Source organism: Bacillus sp. CCB-MMP212, assembly GCF_022748145.1.
Lineage (GTDB): Bacteria > Bacillota > Bacilli > Bacillales > Bacillaceae_G > Bacillus_A > Bacillus_A cereus.
In genome coordinates this window covers 22540-44018 of the sequence record NZ_JALDQE010000021.1, presented here as the reverse complement: position 1 = coordinate 44018, position 21479 = coordinate 22540, and the positions used below count along the sequence as shown (strand labels likewise).

Here is a 21479-nt window from a genome sequence, read left to right as displayed (position 1 = left end):
TACTCTCTATTGATACCCTCACTCTTTGAACCTAAAACAAAAGAATTTTTATCTATAAATAATTGAATCATTCTATATCTTTTCATTTTTTATGAGCAAGATAATACAATAAACTTCTAGATTTAATCTCTTCTAAATAGAAAAGATCACATACTTCATTTATTAGTACCATTGCAGAAATAAACTATATATAGTATCATTTATCAAGGTTGAGTACTAGATATTGAAAAGGAGTGGATTTCATGAACAACTCAGACAATGTAAAACAGCAAAAAAATACTTTATGGACAACTTTTCATAAAATTATAAACAGTAACGATCAAGACTTAATGCAAGAAAATGCAAATGTTGATGGTCGATCTCCAATGGGAATGATGGGAACATTTGCATCAGAGAGCGCAAAACTTTATGTAAGGGAACATTTGCTTTCTAAGCAAGTAAAAGAAGCTATTAATCAAAATATTTTATACCCACACGATTTAGATTTTTATGCAACAGGAACAACCACGTGTTCACAAATCCCTTTAGCACAATTGCTGAAAAAAGGGTTCCACACTGGACATGGCCATATGAGACAACCACAAGATATTAAAAGTGCATTAGCACTCTCGTCTATTATTCTTCAAGCCAATCAAAATATGCAACATGGTGGGCAATCTCTTGCCATGTTTGATATAGATTTAGCACCCTATGTGAGGAAAACATTTGAAAGAAATAAGAAAAAGTTAATAGACTATCCGCTAACAAAAGAACAAATCGAAGTGTTTGCATGGAGAGAAACAGAAAACGATACATATCAAGCATGTGAAGCATTTATTCATAATTCCAATAGTATGCATAGCCGTGGTGGTGGACAAGTTCCGTTTATTTCAATTAATTACGGAACGGACACATCAAAGGAAGGAAGACTATTAATTAAACAATTACTACAGGCAACACAAGCGGGATTAGGAAAAAGCGAAACGCCTATTTTCCCCATTCAAATTTTTAAGTTAAAAAAAGGTGTAAATTTTGAAGAAAAAAATCCAAATTATGATTTATTTGAACTTGCATTAGAAACAACAGCGAAGCGATTGTTCCCTAACTTTTCATTTTTAGATGCGCCATTTAATGCAGCGTATTATAATGGGCACCCAGAAAGTGAAGTATGTTATATGGGGTGTCGTACTCGTGTGATGTCTAATATTCATGGTGAGGAGACAGCAATTGGCAGAGGAAATCTATCATTCACCTCTATTAATCTAGTAAAATTGGCTTTAATAAATGATTCAAAAGAAGGATTTTTCAAATCGTTAAATCATTATATCAAACTTGGCATTCGTCAATTGCTAGAAAGATATTCATATCAATGTACAAAAAAGGCAAGAGATTTTCAATTCCTATATTCACAAGGGATTTGGCGCAATGGAGAAAAACTACAACCAGAAGACTCAGTTACTGAGATTTTAAAGCAAGGAACATTGAGTCTTGGTTTTATTGGACTTGCGGAATGCCTAGTTGCCCTAACAGGAAAACACCATGGGGAAGATACAGATTCATGGCGACTTGGAAAAGAAATTGTTACCTTTATGAGAAAAAAGATGGACCAAGCAACAAAAGAGCATTGCTTGAATTTCACCTTAATTGCAACTCCTGCCGAGGGACTATCAGGAAAGTTTATCAAAAAGGATCGTGCTGAGTTTGGAACTATTACAGGTGTAACCAATCATGATTACTATACAAATTCATTTCATATTCCAGTTTATTATCCTATTCAAGCAATTAATAAAATACGTTTAGAAGGACCTTTTCATGCTCTTTGCAACGGTGGTCATATTACATATATTGAACTAGATGGAGCGGCAGCACATAATCAAATGGCTTTAAAACAGATTGTTCAAGCAATGGCTCAGTATGAAGTAGGATATGGTTCAATTAATCATCCGGTGGATCGTTGTAAATGTTGTGACTATAATGGAGTGATTGAAAATGAGTGCCCTAGCTGTGGAAATTTAGAAGATCATCATATTGAAAGAATTCGCCGTATTACTGGATATCTTGTGGGGGACATGTCAAAATGGAACAATGCAAAGCGTAGTGAAGAAGCAGATCGTGTGAAACATAAATGAAGGTAATGAATATTATTCATGATAGTGTAGTAGATGGTGAAGGGCTACGGACAGTTGTGTTTTTTGCCGGTTGTCCGCATCATTGTTTAGGTTGCCATAACCCCAAATCATGGAATCTTTATAATGGTACCGAGATGAGTGTGAAAGAAATTATAAAAGAAATTTCCAAAAATCCTCTAACTGATGTAACATTTTCAGGTGGTGACCCATTTTTTCAAGCTATCGAGGTCAAAGAAGTTGCAAAAGCTGTAAAAAGTTTAAATAAAAATCTCTGGATTTACACTGGCTATACACTAGAAGAGATACAAAATTCACAAAACAAAGATATGATTGAGCTGTTACATTATGGAGATGTTTTAGTTGATGGAAGATTTGAAATCGAAAAAAGAGATTTGACTCTTCCATTTCGCGGAAGCTCAAATCAACGTATTATACGCTTAAAATAAATGTAATTTCTTTGCTTTTTTTCGATTATTAGTCATCACTAATCCAATATTTATGAGCAGAAAATATCTGCTCATAAATACTGGAAATATACAATAAAAAAATTTATAAAACAGGTTAAAAAAAGGACATGCTCAATTCTTACACTTTTTTTGCAATGCTTTTGGAACATATACACAAAAAGGCTCACTTTCCATGTAATCCCCCGTCATCGCAAATGCCCTAGAACGAGATCCCCCACAAACATATCGAAACTCACAAACACCGCATTTGCCTTTATAATTGTCTGGATTACGAAGACTTTGAAAAACAGGAGAGTTTCGATAAATTTCAGCTATCGGTGTTGATTTAATATTCCCGGTTTTAATCGGCAATAGCCCACTTGGGTATACATCTCCAATATGAGAAATAAATACAACTCCATTTCCATCATTCACTCCTTTTGGAGCGCGTCCAAGTCCATTAATTCCGTCCGTCATCCCTTCCATCAATACATCTCTATATTGAATAATTTGATCTATTTTTTTAATTCCCTTCATTTTTTCTTGAAGAACAACGCGTCTATAGTGCTGAGCAGCTGTGGTTTTTATATCAAAAGAAACAGTTTTACTAAGCTGATATAGCCAGCGGAACACTCTTTCATGTTGAATTGGTGAAATCATATCTTTCTTTTTACCACGTCCTGTTGGGACTAAGAAAAATACACTCCACAACACACAACCTAATTCTTCTACTAAATTTGCCATATCTTTAAGTACACTCAAATTATAATTAGAAACAACTGTATTAATTTGAATAGGGATTTTTAATTCATTTAAATGATGAATTGCATCCATTGTTAATTTAAATGACCCCTCTATTCCTCTAAAATGATCGTGTACTTCAGCTGTTGGTCCATCTATACTAAATGCCCATCTAGCAATCCCAACATCTTTTGCTTTTTTAATTGCTTCTTTAGTAACCTTTGGAGTAGCACTGGGCGTCATAGAAACCCGAATACCTTTCTTCACCGCGTATTCCGCAATATCATATATATCCGAACGCATTAATGGATCCCCACCAGTAAAAACAAGCATCGGATTATCCATTTCATAAATATCATCAATTAGTTTTTTTCCTTCTTCTAATGTTAACTCAAAAGGATCACGATAATGCTGTGCTTCAGCACGACAATGTAGACATTTTAATTTACATGCTCTTGTTAACTCCCATATTACAATAAATGGGTTTTTATTATAATCACGATTTGTCAAAAAGAAAGCCTCCCATCAACTTACATACTATATTGTAAAATTATATGTTCATTTATGTTGTGAGTTTTATCACGCATAAGTTTTTAGCAATTAAAAATCCCTCACCAAAATTGATCAAATTAAGATAAAAAAGCACTCACCTATAAGTAGGAGAGCACTTTTTATTTTAAAAATATCTTAAAAATTTATATTTTATATTTTTTTTATATAAATTTTATTTATTTATTATTTCTATTAGATTTCATCAAATCATCTAGTAATAAATCTAATTCTCTACTATAACAAATTACCTTTTCATGAGTGAATCCATACTGCTTAACAAGCGATATTAATTCCTCTTTTTTTTCAATTACTTGATTTAACTTCTTATAATTAGACATAGCTTTTGTACACTCCCATCTTACCTACATACAGGTCATCTAGGCAGCATTTTTGTTAGATGTTCTATTTAAAACAATGCTGTTTATAATATATATTTCCCCTTAACACCCATATACAATATATTTACAAATATCAAATACAAAATCTATGAACTTAAAAAGTTATACCTACTTAACTTATTACACACCTTTATATGCTTGTTTATATACTTCTTTTAATTCTGAAATCAATGGAAGTTTCGGATTTGCTGGTGTACATTGATCTTCAAATGCTCTTTCCGATAAGACATCCACAACATTGTCAAATGCTTCTTGTTTTACTCCTTGTCCTGCAATACTCATATTAATATTCAATTCTTTTCCAAGGCTGATAATTGCTTGTACAAGAGATTCTACCCCTTCTTCTACTGTACTTGCTGGCAGCCCCAATGTTCTTGCAATATATGCATAACGTTCATCTGCCACAAAATGCTCATATTTTGGGAACAATGCATGTTTTCTCGGCTTAATAGCATTATAGCGAATTACATGCGGCATTAAGATTGCGTTAGCGCGTCCATGTGGAATGTGAAATTCTGGTCCAAGCTTATGTGCCAAACTATGATTAATACCAAGAAATGCATTTGCAAAAGCCATACCTGCAATTGCAGAAGCATTATGCATTTTCTCACGTGCTTCTTCATCATTTCCATTTTTATATGCTCTCGGTAAATATTTGAATACGAGATCAATAGCTTTTAATGCTAATCCATCTGTATAGTCATTTGCCATAATAGACACGTATGCTTCAATCGCATGTGTTAACACATCCATTCCAGTGTCTGCTGTTACATGAGGTGGCACTGTCATTACAAACTGTGGATCAATAATCGCTACATCTGGTGTTAATTCATAATCAGCAAGTGGATATTTTATATTATTTTTTTTATCTGTAATAACCGCGAATGGTGTCACTTCTGACCCTGTTCCTGATGTTGTTGGAATCGCAACAAATTGTGCTTTTTGCCCTAGTGTTGGAAATTTACATGTACGTTTTCTAATATCTAAAAACTTTTGTTTGATTCCAAAGAATTTTGTTTCTGGATATTCATAAAATAGCCACATTCCTTTTGCTGCATCCATTGCTGAACCTCCGCCCAATGCAATAATTACATCAGGTTTGAAGCTTCTCATCATCTCAGCACCCTTGAATACTGTTTCATCTGATGGATCTGGTTCTACCTCTGAGAAAACACCTACTTTTACATCATTTAAATGCTGTTGTAAGTAATGTGTAACTGTATCAACATATCCCAGTTCTACCATTCCTGGATCCGTTACAATGAATGCTCGTGAAATGTTTGGCATCTTAGCTAAATATTGTGTCGCATGTTTTTCAAAAAAAACCTTAGGTGGTAATTTGAACCATTGCATATTATTTTTTCTATTCGCCAAACGCTTTACATTTATTAAATGTGTAGCTGTTACGTTTTGAGAAACAGAATTTTTACCGTATGATCCACAACCTAATGTTAAAGATGGAATAAATGCGTTATATATATCACCAATCCCACCTTGTGCTGACGGTGAATTTACAATAAGGCGACAAGCTTTCATTCTTAAACCAAATAGTTTTTGTACTTCTTTATTTGTAGAATGAATAACCGCTGAATGCCCTAAGCCACCTAAATTTAACATTTCTTCACAGTATTTAAATCCTTCTTCTCGTGAATTTGCTTTGATACAAGCTAATACTGGGCTCAATTTTTCACGTGATAGTGGATATTCTGCACCCACTCCCTTAATTTCAGCTACAAGTATTTTTGTATCTTCTGGTACCTTAATGCCTACTAATGATGCAATATAATGTGCTGATTTCCCAACGATATCACTATTTACTGCACATGTATTTTCATTAATAACAAGCTTCTCTAGTTTTATTCTCTCTTCTTCGGTAACAAAATAACAATTGTTGTCTTGCATTTCTTTTTTTACACTATTATAGATTTCTTTATCTACAATGATTGCTTGTTCAGAAGCACAAATCATACCATTATCAAATGTTTTTGATAAAATTAAATCATTTACAGCTCGTTTTACATGTGCTGATTTCTCTAAATAACAAGGTACATTCCCAGGTCCTACCCCTAAGGCCGGTTTCCCTGTAGAATATGCTGATTTCACCATTCCAGCACCCCCGGTTGCAAGAACAAGTGCAACCCCCTCATGGTTCATTAATCTTTTTGTTGCCTCAACAGAAGGTTTTTCGATCCATTGAATGCAATTCTCCGGTGCCCCTGCCTTAATTGCAGCATCTCTTAAAATTTTAGCCGCTGCAACAGAGCATTGCTGAGCAGATGGATGAAAAGCGAAAATAATTGGATTTCGTGTTTTCATTGCAATAATTGCTTTAAACATAGTTGTTGATGTAGGATTCGTTACTGGTGTCACACCAGCAACTACACCTACTGGTTCGGCAATTTCAATGACTTCTTCATGTGGATCTTCATGAATAATTCCTACAGTCTTATCTTTTTTTATGCTATGCCAAATATATTCAGTCGCAAATATGTTCTTTGTACATTTATCCTCATACACACCTCGACCAGTTTCCTCAACCGCCATTTTTGCTAATGGCATATGTTGATCTAATCCAGATAGTGCCATTTCATGAACAATATGATCTACTTGCTCTTGCGTATAAGATTCCAGTGCTTTTAGTGCTTCTTTTCCATTTTCAACTAAAGTATTAACAACTTCTTGTACATCATTTTCATCTTTAATTACTACGTTGACCATTGCTTGTACTTCTTTTTCATCTGTCTTGTTTGTCATATTAAAGCCTCCAGATCACTATAAAAATAGATTTAAAATGTTGTAACTTATTGTTTTCATCTTGCCTATTAAGTAAAGTCTTAAATCATGTGAAGTATTTCACAAATAATAATATGAAATTTTCAACTACTCCTACTATACATGAAATGACTATTTTTTATTGTGTATTTTTTGTGAAGTATTTCACAAATATTTATAATAATTCTAATCAATAATTACTTATTTACACCATCAATATATACAATTACATTCTCAGTTGTATTATTTCTCAATTCAATGTACACCTCAGCATTAAAATACAATATTTGTTGATGCCTTAATATCTCAATTTCATTATCAATTATAACCATTGTTTCACCGAAAACTGCATACATACATATATCCTTGTTCAAATATTTTGGTATGACAACATTACCTGACGGATTAATGAAAAAAAATGATGGAAATGTATTTTCAGTTTTATTAATAATTGTTTTGAATACCTCATCATTTAATCCCATAGGTGTTACATTTTTTAGCTGCATAAATATCACTCCTATTCATGTATAAAAAATTTAATAAAGTATAATAAATTTATACTCTATTTTTACAAACTTATAGCTAGGATCTCGACTTTGCCTATAAGTTTATAACTATTAATTTCCTAAAGCAACAGTAATTCATCTCCGTGTAAAGAACTATTAATTTGTTATAGTACGTAAATCTCTTTGTTGTGATAACTTTACTAAAGAAGACACTTAACACTTATATGTAATTTATCTAGTAGTATTTAATGTGTATAGTAGTTAGAACTTTTTATTAATAAATTTTAAAAACATTAGTATATATAATATAAATTATTTTTTTATTTAAAAATATATTGTTTGTCCCCATCCTTTCTAAAATATTCCCCCTTTTCTTAAAATCTTATATAAATATATATCTTATATATATTAAAAATATAAAGATAAAACTTTTATAGGTTCATAAAATATAGAATAAAGCTTGATATAACAATGTTTTTAACATGCCCTACTGTAAAAAATCATAAATGGTATGTAATGGGAGTGTAAAAATAGACTTTGTTGTACCATCCTTTCTACATAAAATCATAAAATAATACCACTATTCCTACATAAAAAATGAAGAAAAATAATTCACTGATAAGTATATTTATTCACTCATAAATAAGAAGATATTCTCAATATTTGTCCCCAATTTGTAGTCATTTGTACACAATCTATACACAATGATCATAATTTAATCCACTTAATCCAGTTATTCATATTTAATCACATAAAACTTGATGAATTTTAGTAGATTTACTTATAGAACCCTTATATAGCAACAATAGTATGATATTTTTATTCACAAATGATACTTTTTATAAACATATCCACTAAAAATTTAATTTTCCTTATGATTTTATGTAGAATAAAATCTCTATTTATATAGGTATTGGATACCTTTTCAAGTTACTATTGTGGAAATTAAGAATCATGAATAACTTATATTGTATAGAAGTGCATAAAAAAAGATTCTATTTTTAATAGAATCTTGTAGAAAAGTATATAAATGTATCTAATAGAAAGACTTTGAATGATAGAGCCAACACGAATAGCCCTCTACTTTGATTTTTTCAAATATAGAGAGCTGAAAATGATTACATTTCTTCCATTACTTTTAATACCTGTTCAGTTGATGTTACTTGAATTCCAGCACGTATCAGCTGTTCCATGGCACGTATAAAGGTAATTAAATTTATGCTATCAGGTACTTCAATTACCCTTAGCTTTTCTTTTGGTAATTTATCTATCTTTTCAATGAACAATTCACGTACATCACTAGGAATAAAGCGTTCTTTATGTCCTTTTATTTTTAGAAGTTCACGCATTTCTATTTCTAAAGCCATATAAGCATTTAGATTTGCACCTTGTTCATAAGCGTATTTTCTAAATAATGTTTCTTCTTGATATCTTAGATAATTACGATGGTAAGATTCCTCTGTAACAGGTACGGCAAATTTGTTCTTTAATAACTCAAATGTTTTACGGAACAGCTTCTTGATGCTTCGGCGAGAGTACATAGAGAAATGCAATCCGAAATCAAATATAGCTTGTTCTTTTTGTTTTGCTGGTACGTGCTGTGTAATAAGAGGATAAATCCCTTCTTTAGCTGCGGTATCAAGAATATGATACTGTGATGTTTGATTCAGTAATTTTTTCAGTGTATATACTAACTTACTTGGGTATTTTTCAGTGCGATCAATCATGTCACGCAAACTATGTATTACACTACGAATTTGTCGATGACAGGTATTTTTAAGTACATGAATAAATTTATTCATGTCTCGTGTAAATTCCCCAATATGCATTTCTTGTAGTGTAGATTCAATAAATCGGGCTTTACGGGCATACGTAACCTTTGGAGTAAAAGGATCACGATACTGTAGTTCGCCTGATTCTTTTCCACATAAGAAGTCTGAATGAATAGATAAAAATAAAGTCGTGTATTTTTTCTTGTTTTGAACCCCTTTTTGTAGTTTACAGATTTTGAATAGTGGAGTTCCTGTACAAGGCAATACAGTCGTTAGTTCTTTCATAACTGCACGAATTTGATGTGGATACTTCTTATGTAGAAAGCGGTACATCCCACCAAAGTGAGTCTTATTACCTCTTTCATCCTGTTTGTCTAAAGAACGTTTTAATGTAGTTTCTCTATGCTGTTGCATAGCAATATCTAAGAATAGCTTCTTAGATGCTACTGAAAGTTCAAAGAAAGCTTTTGTAAAGACTACAGGACTAATGTAAACATAAGGATTTGCTTTTTCTGTTTCTTCATTCATAAAATGAGTTATTTTAATGGTGTATCGACTATCTAATTCATTTTCAATCGTAATAATGTTATGTAGGCTTAATTTTTTTAATGCAATATAGAATTGAGAATGCTGTATACATGCCAATTCTTCTTTGTATTGCTTATAGTCTTCCCAAAGCATATGTACTGTTACGTTTGGAATAATACCATTCGTATAGCATTTTTTATGTAGGTAAAGGAATACTTCAAGATCTGCATTTGTAATACCGTACAATTTATGTTTTCTTTCCATTGTCTTTGAAGTAGTATGACGTGAAAAAGATGGCTTTGCTTGTGCAACAAATCCATCGATATCCGCAATACGTTCTTCATACGACATTTGATTAATAATATCTTCAAGGTATGTATCTTTATAGCTATAGTATTTTCCTTCCAATGCATCAACAAGTGCTTGCCAAGATTTTAATGTAACTATAACCGCATTAGTAGATTGTCCATCTAGACTACGTTGATTACGAATAACAAATGATTTGCTCATCTTTTTCACCTCCTATACAAATTAAAATATACATATCCGTACAATATAAAATATACCGATTTTAATTATAGCAAATCAAAAGTTGATGAAATGGGCCCCTTTAAGAGCCAACATGAAAAAATGAAATGTACGTTAATCCCTTTCATACCAAGGGGTTTCGGGTTTTGTTCTATTTTTTTTATGGACATGATATCACTATGAATTTTCATGTTCCGAATAAATAAGAAAATGAGTTGTAAAATGCTAATAAACGTTGTTCTAATGGGGTTAGAAGCTTATTTTCACAAAAATATAAGGGACATGATAGAGCTGTAGATTTTCATATTTCTATTTATTATAATTTACATGAAAATCATCAATAAACATTGATGTTAAAGGGATTTATATGAAATTTGGTATTTATAAAAGGAACGTGATACCGCTAGGGGTGATTCATCTTTTCAGATAGAAAGGGACATGATACCGCTATGAATTTTCATGTTTTATAATTCCCTGAAATTTGAGAAGATGTTGTATAAATGTATGTTATATAAGGGGTTTAGGAGGATTTATGAAACAAGAAAGGGACATGATACCGCTATAAATTTTCTTGTTTCATACCTTGAATATAGAAGAAACCCTTTTGTATCAAGGGTAGAAAAGATTATGAAAAAATATATAGTTTAATTTCATGAAACATTTTAGGCTGGATTTTTTTCATGTTTTAATCAAAAGGGACATGATACCGCTATAAATTTTCACTTTGTATGCAAAATTTAATGAGTTTTACCATATATACAGCGAAACTGTTAAAACATGAATAACCTAGCTTTTTCATGTTTAGTCAAAAGGGACATGATATCGCAAAAGAATTTCATGTTTCAGCTAATCCCTTGAAAAATATTGGTTTTCATATAACGTCTTGCCTTTTCCAAATGGATACAGTCTTGTATAATCAGTAAAAGAGGTGGTTATAAGCATACGTGCTAGATTATCACTAAGGGATGGTTGGATAGAACTTACTGTATTCTTTTTTATTTTCATGAATAAGAACATCATAAGGCTATATAGATTTAAGTTTAAATCATTCTCAATTGTAAATTAAATAAGGAGAAGGATGTATATGGATAATGTTCTACAATTGTTTAAAGATGCATTAGTAATATCAGCACCTATCTATAAACATAATGAACAATTGTGGTATAAATGGAATGCTTATTACTTAGAAGTTAAAGAAGATACTAGTAGGATCGTAACTTCGGACTATTTTTCCCCATCATTTTCAATGCTTGTACAGTGGCTTGAACAGCAACAAAAAAAGGGAATCTCCTCTTTGGAAATATTCACCAACATAGAAGCTTACCAAATTGAAATTGATGTGGCGATAGGATTATTTGTGGAGCAAGAGTTTTCAAGAGCTAACAATGAAACCTTGCAGCAACCAAAGGAATCTAATACAGGTTTAGAGCATGAGAATTATTATGAAGTAAATAATTCTGCGGTTTATTATAAATTAAGAGATGGTATAGCAAAGAATCAATTTGAAGAAGATGAAAATACAAAGTTGAAATCTTATCCAATTGAAACGAAAGATAGTAGTGGAGTTGCACAACTTTCTTCACATAAGGATGAAGATTTAAGATTAATAAATATTGAAGAAGCTGCTCGTTGGAATACATTGGTTGATGGTGTAATGAGTAATATGGATGATTTAACTGCTGACTGTCTAGATGCAATTACTATCCAATGGTTAAATGAGGCAAAGTCCCCTGATGAATTCATAGACTTTTCATATAATCAGGTATTAGAAATGTGTAGCATACCTAAAGCAAAGGCTAATAATACAGAATATTATCGAGCAGAAGATAAAATAAAGGTTGCCAAACGTATTGCTGCCTTAGCAAGTATTTTTATCTATTTAAATGATGATAATGAGGTAGTTGTATTAAATGATCGAGCTGAAGCAGGTAAACATTATGAAGTAAAGCGAGAAGTTATTAAGAGGCTTTTTGTATTAGATTCTGTGGTACTCTGGAGAGATACTAACACTAACGAATATATGGGGATAGAATCTTGCAGGATTAAGCCAGGGAGCTTCTTATCAAGTTATTTATATGGTTCTAGTAGTACAACGGCACTATTATCAAAAAAAGCGTTAGAATATAATAGTTATAGACATAAATATCATAAGAGGTTGATTCGTTATTTAACTTGGCAGTGGAGAATTCGTCAAATGTTCTCTAGTTTAAAAAGGCCTTACTCTATAGGAGGAGATAAGGGATTACTGGCTGTCATGGGTATAAATCAAAATCAAAAGCCAAATCGTATCCGTGAACAGTTAGAAAATGTTCTTATTGATTTAGAGAAGGAAAAGGTAATATCACATTGGGAGTACAGTGAAGATTTAAAAGAGGAAATGTTAACAAAGAAGAATTGGTTTAAGAACTATTATGCTCAGTTAGGTATAATAATTTTACCGCCGAAAGAATTAATGAATTCAATAGAAAAAATAGCGAAGAAAAAAACAGTAGAGATCATACAAGAAGATTCTCCAGTGAAAATAGAAAATAACACTTTAGATGTTGATGATTATGAAAATTCAATTAGAGAAAAAATATCATTCTTCCATATGAATAAAAAGATTACAATGCGAGAACTTTCAAAAGAAATAGGTATATCACAACCTACCCTTTCTAGGTTTTATAATAAGAAAACAAAACGCCTTTCAGGCACGGCTAAAGATAAATTAAATCAGTGGTATAAAAGACAAATTATTATTGATAAGATGTAGAAAAAGCTTAACTCCATGATAAAAAAGAGTCCCTAAAATAGGGACTCTTTTTTATCATGGAGTAATAACGCTAGTTACCAAATAAATTGGCCGTATCCAGATCTTCATATTCATCTTTTAGTACTGCTTTTTCAGTTGTTGATTCATTTTCTATATGTGTATCTTTAGAAGTAGAATTCTTTTCATTAGATGAGATTATTCTATTTGAATCAGCTACCTCTTCTTCAATTGCTTGGCTTTCTTTTTGAATAGTAAGGTTTGAATTATTTAAAAGTATACGCTTAACATCATTTAAAAAGTCTTTATCTTGAAGTAAAATTTCTTTTTGCATTTGTTGCTGTATCTTATAATCAGCCACGTCTTGTAAACCGTGTTTATCAATAAAATAGCAAACAAGTTTATACAAAGAATCGGCTATATTACTTTGTGACTCGAACCATTTAAAGAATTCTTCATTCTCAATCTTCTTGAGGTTCCAGAAGAAGGATTCTCTTTTTTTGTCGGACATACTATTTCACCTTTTTTCGAGAAAGAATTTTCTTGATAATTTGCATCCCCTTAGCATTCATATCTACAGCGTATTTCTCTGGAATCCACAATAAGTACATTCCAACTCGCTCACAATACTCTAATAATTGATTATATAATTCATCTTTAAAAGTAATACTTCCCCCACCATACACACATAAAACTTCAGCTTCACTGGCTGTATTGTTTACATATTTTTCATCTGTATCTTCTAGGATTAGTTCAGCTTGTTCCACTTTTGTAATATTAAAGTGGGTTGTTGCCTCTTCATGGTATTTATGATCTATATCTTGAAGAATTTGAGAGAATTGTTGGCGTTTAATGTTTGTGCCACGTTCTTGATTTAATAATTTTACAGCTTCTTCTGTAGCATGACCGACGCCACGTCTTTCACCGCTACAAGCATCAATTACTGGGTTCACGCCAACTGTATAGATATACTCAGTTGTTCCATCCCCAATATCAGAATGTAGAATCTTTTTGTTTTTAAAGAAAGAGCCGTCAATTTTTTTGATTTCAAGTTTTTTTGCATATAGTTTAGTAAAATCAGTAAACATCTCCTCTTCCCCTTCAAGAATTGCAAATAACGGAGGAACACCCTCTTGTGTAATGTTTGCACTATTAAATGTTAAGCTAACTGTTACCTGCTCTTCTCCTACATAAACCACTACAACATGATTTGAATTAGTAAAACGCTGTTCTAAATGTTTAGCGTTTACGGGTGTCCATTGGCTTGCTGGGATAGCTGAAATAAGGTCGACAGTCACATTGATTGATTGTGGTAGTTCTTCTGTGCGTTCCCATTCAAGTTGAACTGATTTGTTTGCAATTAATCCTAGCATATTAATTAGAGGCAAATCATCATTGTATTTTTGACCTACTTTAATGTTCATGTTTTTAGGATTTTTCCCTGTTAACATCGCTCGATTACCAATGAAATACATTCCGGATCTTCGAATTGATTTACTAGCAATATTCACGAACATATTATCTACTAAATTAACTACGTTTTTTTGGATGTTTGTCTCAGTAACATTAGGCATTGAGTAAACACTTTGATATACATTTTTCATTTTTATGTATTCACCATTGATGTAACCTTTAAATGAATCGTTCCCAATATCACCTTCTATGTCTATATGAAGAGTTTTGCCTTTTAAACTTGCCATTATACATCACCTCTATGAAATTTATTTCTAATTTATATCTAATAAATATATTATAACCTATAAAACCTTTAACAACAAGAGTTTTATAAGGTTTATGAATGAAAAATATAATTAAAATATAAAATAAATATAAATTAGATACTAAATCGAGGTGGGGTGGGTTATTTTGGGATATTTTTGATCTTTTGTATTTTTAGGTATATATTAAATATCTTTTAAATATCCATAAAATATCTATAAAATATAAAAGGCGTTATTGGTGGGAGGAATACGTTTGTCGAAGATGCCTTTTAAAATATCATGTTGTTTCTATGGTTTACGGATAGACTATTGATGATATATTTTGGGAATCCAAGGGATATCTAGTGGAATGAGGTATACATTTTAATTAGGAGGAAGAAAATTAGAATGCAAATAAGATTAATTACGAATATGACTTATACATACTTGAATAGTTAAAATGGTTAGCCGAATAAACGTTATAAAGGTGTTATTTCGGTGTTTGATATTATGTGAACGCTAGGCGTTATCAATGCGTTAAACCCCTTTATATCAACGATTTCAATGGTTTTTATAAACAAATAGCTGATAAAAGAAATGAGATTGGAAGATTAGATGTTTTTTGGTGTAGTAACGCATTGAAAGACGGTTTTAAACCGAGATTTTTATTATATAAGTTTGTTTTTGGCTATTTTGATGATAACTATAACTAAAAGACTAAAAAAGTAGTATGCAAATTAACCCTCTACATATCAAGTTACAATATGTATTTTTGTTGTATATGTTCTATTTGTATCTGCAGCACTCCTTTAAAAGAATAGAGAATCTATGAAATTTGATTTGAATATAAAAATTGAACAGGATTAATTACAGATTCATATATATTTGCTAAACAAACGTTATTATGGTGTTTATCTGGCGAACTTAGCAGATGAACACTAGGCGTTTTTAAAGCGTTAAACACTGTAATAGTAACATTTAAAGGTGGTTTTAAAGAGAAAATGGTTTACGTAATGATAAAACCTATAAATTTATTTTTCGAGTTCAATAATAAAAAAGTAGTTTGTATAGGCTGGCTGTAAAAAATTCAATTGAAGTATTTCTATATAAAAAATCACATAGATATCAAAGTAGTCTCTACATACTTACTTAGGTCATAGTGGCAATATAAAGCTATGTTGAAAAGATGTTTTTTAGGAGATCCATGGGTAACATACTTTGAAAAATATAACTTCTATCTGAAGCAACTAATATAATATGATTTAGGATTGGGTATATATCTAGAGTGTTGATTGGTTTGCATACTTTTACTGTTTATAGTATGAATGTAGTAATTGATTCTCCGTGAATGCCATGCGTTCACGGAGAATCGCAGGAATGCTGGCTTAAAGTTTAAAAGTAAGATACTTAAATAGATAATGAATAACCTTTATTGCTCTTGTTTTATTTTTGAAATTAACTCTAAATTTTTATGGTAAGACATCAAATTTTTTAACCAAAACTATATATTTAAGTTTCTTAAGTTACATTAAATACAATAGTTTTGTTATATGAACGTTTTAGAAGTGTTATTTAGGCGTTGTTATTTTGTAATGGGGCCTACTTGAATCAATGTTTAGTTGCATATTTACATATTAATTAATTCGATGTTTTTGATGGATAGAGCAGAAGCTTTGGTAAAGAGATAATATGAGTGTAATTTAAAAGAATCTTCTTTTTTATATAAGGAGATTCAAGATAGAAATCTTAGTCCGGAGAGAAGTACGATGGATATAAGCATATGTTTTTTGAAATGAATTACTCTAGTCCAAACAAAATAAAATTCTACAAAAAAACAAACGAACGGAAATATGGTTATAATGGTGATCAAACAAAAATATCTATAATCTACAGTGGAACGCTGTTGGCAAAGCCTATGAATTAGTACGACTGTTAGATGATACATAAAAGAATTAATGAAAATTGGTACTTCTGTTGAGAATGATGTGGGATTAGAAATTAAAGAAGTCTTTTTATTTATAAAAAAGCTAAATTTGTTCCAACAGTAGAAACTAGCTAATAAAAACAAAACGTATTCTTTTCAGAAGAACGAATGATACTTTGAACTGGCATATGTAGTCTAAAGAAGGCAATAAATTTTGATGTATCTTAGATGTAATTTCAATAACGTTGGAGTCGAAGGCAAAATGTAATGAGGAGAAAGTTATAGTTGTATCTAATCGCATGCTTTAGGCACTTATTTTAGAGGTTTTACGAATGAATTTTTCATTATTATGGCACATTTCATAATAGATATATTAATCAAGGATTAACTAAAAAAATAAATCAATTCATTTCTAGCTTTACAATATAATTATAAAAAAATAGAAAAATTTTATAATGGGATTTATGAGTGTAACGAAAGTTACTATCACACACTGAGGGTTTCATGAACGTTATAAAAACGGTCGTGAAACCCTCAGAAAATATTTTTAACACTACTAACAATTTTTTGTATAGGATGTATTTAATATGAGAATACTATTTATGTGAAACTGTGAACTCTTAACAATATTGCGATCTATTTAATATATGAGATTACTGTTTTATCCTGTTTTTCATAATTTCGTCAAGCATGGGACGATAGTTTACAATTGCAATGAGTTTTCTGCAACCAACATCCTATCTTAAGAATTCATGAAAAGCAATAGCTACAATTATATGATAACAAGCCAAGCATTTTGGCTTACGTCAATTGGCATACACCTACCACGTTCACATTTTTGAGGAAATAGTTCTTTGTCAGAGATTGATAAAATTTATGCAATAATTTTGAGAATGCTACTTTTAAGCAACTATGCTTTTAAATGATGTTACCAAATCGAAGACGTTATAAATTTCAATTATTAATCCTAACTATAATCTATAAAGGTTAAGTGAATATTTTAAGGTATCGGGATTCTCGGAGAATCTAAACGTTATCAAAGTGTTATTTTAGTGTTTATTTTCACGTGAACGCTATCCGTTATTTTACCGACTAATCCCTTAACTACAACGTTAAGAGTTATTTAAAGAGCGTTATACCTAACAGATGTATGAATAAATAAAATATATCTATAAATAAATTAGCATTCTATATATCATTTAATTTTTATAATATAATATATTGTTTTATAACTGGTACTAAATGTTATAAAAACAATTTCAACTAAATGAAGTAAAAATATATCGTATTAAATTCTTTAAACAGGGATCAACTTGCAAGAAGCAAAGCATAATCTTCAAAGGGCGTATTTCAAGAAATCCCCTAATTTTAGCCGTGTTATAGATGTTCATGAGAGTTTCATTCTTATAACACACATTATGATAAAGGTATTAACACAAGTTTAAATCATAAGAACGAAGTATTTTATTTATAAAGTATATGAATTATGAGAATAGCCACCTAACAAATAAGAAATGGAGTGTCTTTTTATTTAGTAATCTTGCGCCTCAAACAGCCTGTAAGGATGTTTGAGGCGCAAGATGTTTAATACTGTAGGAATAAAAAAATGAACGCTTACGAAACGTTAATTTAACGATTCGTAAAACGTGAACGCTATGCGTTCACAAGGAATCCGGTACATTAACATTATACGTTTAGATATAAATATATCTAAACGTATAATGTGGCTTTAGGATAGATATGTCTTATTTAACAGTGTTGATAACGCGTATAAATTAGTAATAATGAACGCTACGATGGTATGGTGCTTTTTTATTATTACAAATCTTAAGATCTATCCTAAGTTAATGTTAAGCTTAATATAACAAATACAATCTGATAAATTTATTAAAGTAGGCTGGAGATATATGAAGTATCTTTGGAATCCATAAGGCAGGACAAAGAGATAAGTAGTTGTGATTATGCTAAAATCTTTTTTAACTTAAGTGTTATTGATTGTTTTTTATGTGAACACTACCCGTTTTTTTGGCGTTTACCTCTTTAATATCAAGATCCTGAGTTGTTTAAAGGATACAATTTATGCTAAAGCAATATATAAAAATCTGATAGGGTGTATCAATTAATAGTCCATAATAAAGCTGTATGTTTCTATGGTGTACTAATTAATGAACGTTATAATAACGACCCTGACTATGCTATATATGTCATAAAGTATTTTAAGCAAGTGGTATGAAATAAAGTAGTTGCTAAATTAAAAATAGTTGATGTTAGTAGACTATGTTCGAAGTATGATTACGGAAATATAGACATTAATTGGCGTGTTCTTCCCGTGGTACATATCTTATTAGCAAAGTTTTAAATTATAAGAGCGATAAGAATCGTCTAAAAGGCCTAGGAGCTATGTGATAGCGGCCTAACAAATTAAAGAATGGAAAATTTTCTGTGTTTAGTGTTTTGAACTTGAAACGATCTGTAAGGATATTAGATGGCAAGTATTTTAATACAATAAAAAAAACGATATGAGCGCTTACAAAACGTTAATTTAACGTTTTGTAAATAATGAACGCATAGCGTTCATTAGAGATTCAGTGCATAAATATAGTAGTTTTCCTTTAAGGATATAATGTAACTTTAGAAGTAAAGATATGGCCTTTAATAATAGCGTTTATAACGTATAGGATTTAATAATAATGAATGTTGTGATTGATGACATTTATATGAAAAAATTTAGTCTGGCAAAATGAATTAAAGAAGACTAGAAAAAACATGGAGTTTCCTATACAGGTTTATTATGGGGTTAAGAAATTAGAGGATTTGTCAATCTTCCCTAAAAATTGACGAAGTAAACACTTAACTAATTTTAGGAAAAAGGATTAACATGTTTCTATTAGCGATATAGAGAGTTTTTGGAATCCATAAGAAAGGTCCAATAAGATATGTTAAGCAAAATATATTGGACAACTGAGTACTTAGTATCCTTGAGGTAATGGATACCTAAGTACTGAAGCCAAACGGTTTCTAATTCAGTAGGCTATCCCGATAGTGCCTACGGTTAGCTTCATTTCTAAGATTGAGTGCTGTGTTACGATCTCTATCATGATGTGTGCCACAATAAGGATAATCCTACTCACGAATGTTTAGATTTTTAGCATCTATGTTTTTATAGTTGCAATTGGAACATAATTGACTAGAAGCAAATGTTTTAGATATTACAACTAATTGTTCACTACACCACTTTACTTTATATTTCAACATTGTTTGAAATTGTGACCAAGACATGTCACTAATCGCTTTTACAAGCTTTCTATTTTTGAGCATACCACTGAATTATAAGTATTCTTTACCAATGACATGATGCTTTTTGATGATTTTAGTATAAAGTTTATGTAATTAATCAACCCTTATAATAGCATCATGTATCACAGGCTATTTATTCTAGTTAGGATTAGTAACACAAGTTGTAAAAAACTACACTCTTCGAAATTAAACAAGAAAAAACATATCATAGAAATTTTTTTACAAAACTACATATTCGTGTTGTAAGGATGAGCAAAAAAAAGCGGTAGCTACCGCTTTTTTTTGCTCAATTAGATATATTTGATAAAAAACGTATATCTGATTTAATTTAGATTAAATAAACGTTGAATGAACGTTTTTTTGGTGTTATCTTGCTGTTCTTGGCGATCTTCATTTAATAGTTCAATTGCTTTATCCAGTTTTTCTTGTAATAACTGAATCTGTAGATCTTTGTCTTCTTTTTCTGAGCGTTCCTGTAATAACAATTTAATGATATCTTGGTTCTGTTGTACAATTTTATCTTGTTGCTCAAGCATGTGAGAAAATTTTTCTTGAATCATCAAAATATCAGTTTCTGAACGTTTTCTGAGCGTTACTTGAACTTCATTTTCCTCGTGAACGCTATCCGTTTTCTGAGCGTTCTCTTCAGTATTCTCAATGCTTTCCATGCTTCTTGTTGCAGCTTCTTCTAGTTTCCAGTTTTGATTTAAGTATTCTTTCATTTGCTTTAAGATATCTATATCATTCTCATAGTAAATTCGTTGATTACGCTCATTTCTTTCAAATATATATTCCATTTTTTCTAATTCAATTGACCATCTGCGAAGTGTATTGGTGTTTATATCTAGTTGTTTTGCTACTTCTTGTGCAAAATATCCATATTCCAAACTTCACACCTCCATTATTTGTATGTTAGATATTGATTCGTTCTTGAAAAGATCTTTCCTTTAAGAGTAGAAATTTTTATAGACAGCCATCTAATCATTTGTACTCATATCAGTTTGTTTGTATACATACTTATATATTAAGTCAGTCTATACATCTAGCGTTAATGTTTTTTCAATAATGAACGCTATTCGTTCTAATAGCGTTCATTGTTGGAAGTGAACAAGTATTTATACAACATTAATGTACGTAGGAAACTAATTTAAAACTAACTATTAATATTAGAAGTTTGTTGCTGATATAAGAATTTTACTAGATATTTGCAATAGAATCAAAGCTTTCATTAATAGAATTAGCAATTAAGTACGGTTTTTATAGTACATATGCCTAAAAAGTAAATAATAAGTTTTATTTATATGTGAACGCTATGCGTTAAAGTAGCGTTTAATTGTTGTATGAAAGCTTGCATCAGTATTGTTTGAACTTTCAAACAATACTGATGTTATTTGTTAGGTTTTGAATCTGGAACAGGGTTATTTTTATAAGTGAAAAGTAATGAGGATATTGGGAGGT

The 21479-nt window shown here is 30.8% G+C and carries 11 protein-coding genes and 1 pseudogene; 3 read left to right on the top strand and 9 right to left on the bottom strand.

All coding sequences use genetic code 11. The features are described 5' to 3' along the window. The first annotated feature begins 242 nt into the window (after positions 1-242). Both MRP26_RS29700 and nrdG read left to right on the top strand, forming a co-directional pair. Entirely contained in the window at positions 243-2108 is a 1866-nt protein-coding gene (locus MRP26_RS29700) for an anaerobic ribonucleoside triphosphate reductase (protein WP_242807424.1), read from the top strand. After that, positions 2105-2554: an anaerobic ribonucleoside-triphosphate reductase activating protein gene (gene nrdG, locus MRP26_RS29695; RefSeq protein WP_214632336.1), complete on the top strand. Its 450-nt coding sequence runs from the start codon at positions 2105-2107 to the stop codon at positions 2552-2554. The genes MRP26_RS29700 and nrdG overlap by 4 nt, the downstream gene beginning before the upstream one ends. A gap of 132 nt (positions 2555-2686) precedes the next feature. Here the strand turns inward: nrdG and MRP26_RS29690 are convergent, their stop codons facing one another. The 5 genes from MRP26_RS29690 to MRP26_RS29670 form a co-directional block, all read right to left on the bottom strand. Next, a complete protein-coding gene (locus MRP26_RS29690; protein WP_242807422.1) occupies positions 2687-3805 on the bottom strand; it encodes a TIGR04053 family radical SAM/SPASM domain-containing protein in 1119 nt (372 codons plus the stop codon). A 218-nt stretch (positions 3806-4023) separates the two neighbouring features. After that, positions 4024-4185 carry a Spo0E family sporulation regulatory protein-aspartic acid phosphatase gene (locus MRP26_RS29685; RefSeq protein WP_002099070.1) on the bottom strand — a complete coding sequence of 54 codons (162 nt, stop codon included), beginning with the start codon at positions 4183-4185 and terminating at the stop codon, positions 4024-4026. Positions 4186-4365: 180 nt separating this feature from the next. Continuing rightward, the gene (gene adhE / locus MRP26_RS29680; protein ID WP_242807433.1) at positions 4366-6963 is read right to left on the bottom strand and encodes a bifunctional acetaldehyde-CoA/alcohol dehydrogenase; all 2598 of its coding nucleotides are present in this window, start codon (positions 6961-6963) and stop codon (positions 4366-4368) included. A gap of 251 nt (positions 6964-7214) precedes the next feature. Continuing rightward, positions 7215-7523, bottom strand: coding sequence for a hypothetical protein (locus MRP26_RS29675; RefSeq protein WP_001176240.1), 309 nt, complete (start codon positions 7521-7523; stop codon positions 7215-7217). A 1118-nt stretch (positions 7524-8641) separates the two neighbouring features. After that, positions 8642-10333, bottom strand: a complete 1692-nt coding sequence (locus tag MRP26_RS29670; RefSeq protein WP_242807420.1) for a hypothetical protein — start codon at positions 10331-10333, stop codon at positions 8642-8644. A 1102-nt stretch (positions 10334-11435) separates the two neighbouring features. Here MRP26_RS29670 and MRP26_RS29665 point away from each other — a divergent pair. Then, positions 11436-13103, top strand: coding sequence for a helix-turn-helix domain-containing protein (locus MRP26_RS29665; protein ID WP_242807418.1), 1668 nt, complete (start codon positions 11436-11438; stop codon positions 13101-13103). A 70-nt stretch (positions 13104-13173) separates the two neighbouring features. On the opposite strand, the gene MRP26_RS29660 is transcribed toward MRP26_RS29665, so the two are convergent. The 4 genes and pseudogenes from MRP26_RS29660 to MRP26_RS29645 form a co-directional block, all read right to left on the bottom strand. Beyond that, entirely contained in the window at positions 13174-13611 is a 438-nt protein-coding gene (locus MRP26_RS29660) for a hypothetical protein (protein ID WP_001280891.1), read from the bottom strand. A 1-nt stretch (position 13612) separates the two neighbouring features. After that, positions 13613-14800, bottom strand: coding sequence for a ParM/StbA family protein (locus tag MRP26_RS29655; RefSeq protein ID WP_000157615.1), 1188 nt, complete (start codon positions 14798-14800; stop codon positions 13613-13615). 4942 nt (positions 14801-19742) lie between these two features. Then, positions 19743-20114 (bottom strand): annotated as a pseudogene (locus MRP26_RS29650) (RNA-guided endonuclease TnpB family protein); the annotation flags it as partial. A 230-nt stretch (positions 20115-20344) separates the two neighbouring features. Then, a complete protein-coding gene (locus MRP26_RS29645) occupies positions 20345-20908 on the bottom strand; it encodes a MerR family transcriptional regulator (RefSeq protein ID WP_000455691.1) in 564 nt (187 codons plus the stop codon). Positions 20909-21479: the final 571 nt, after the last annotated feature.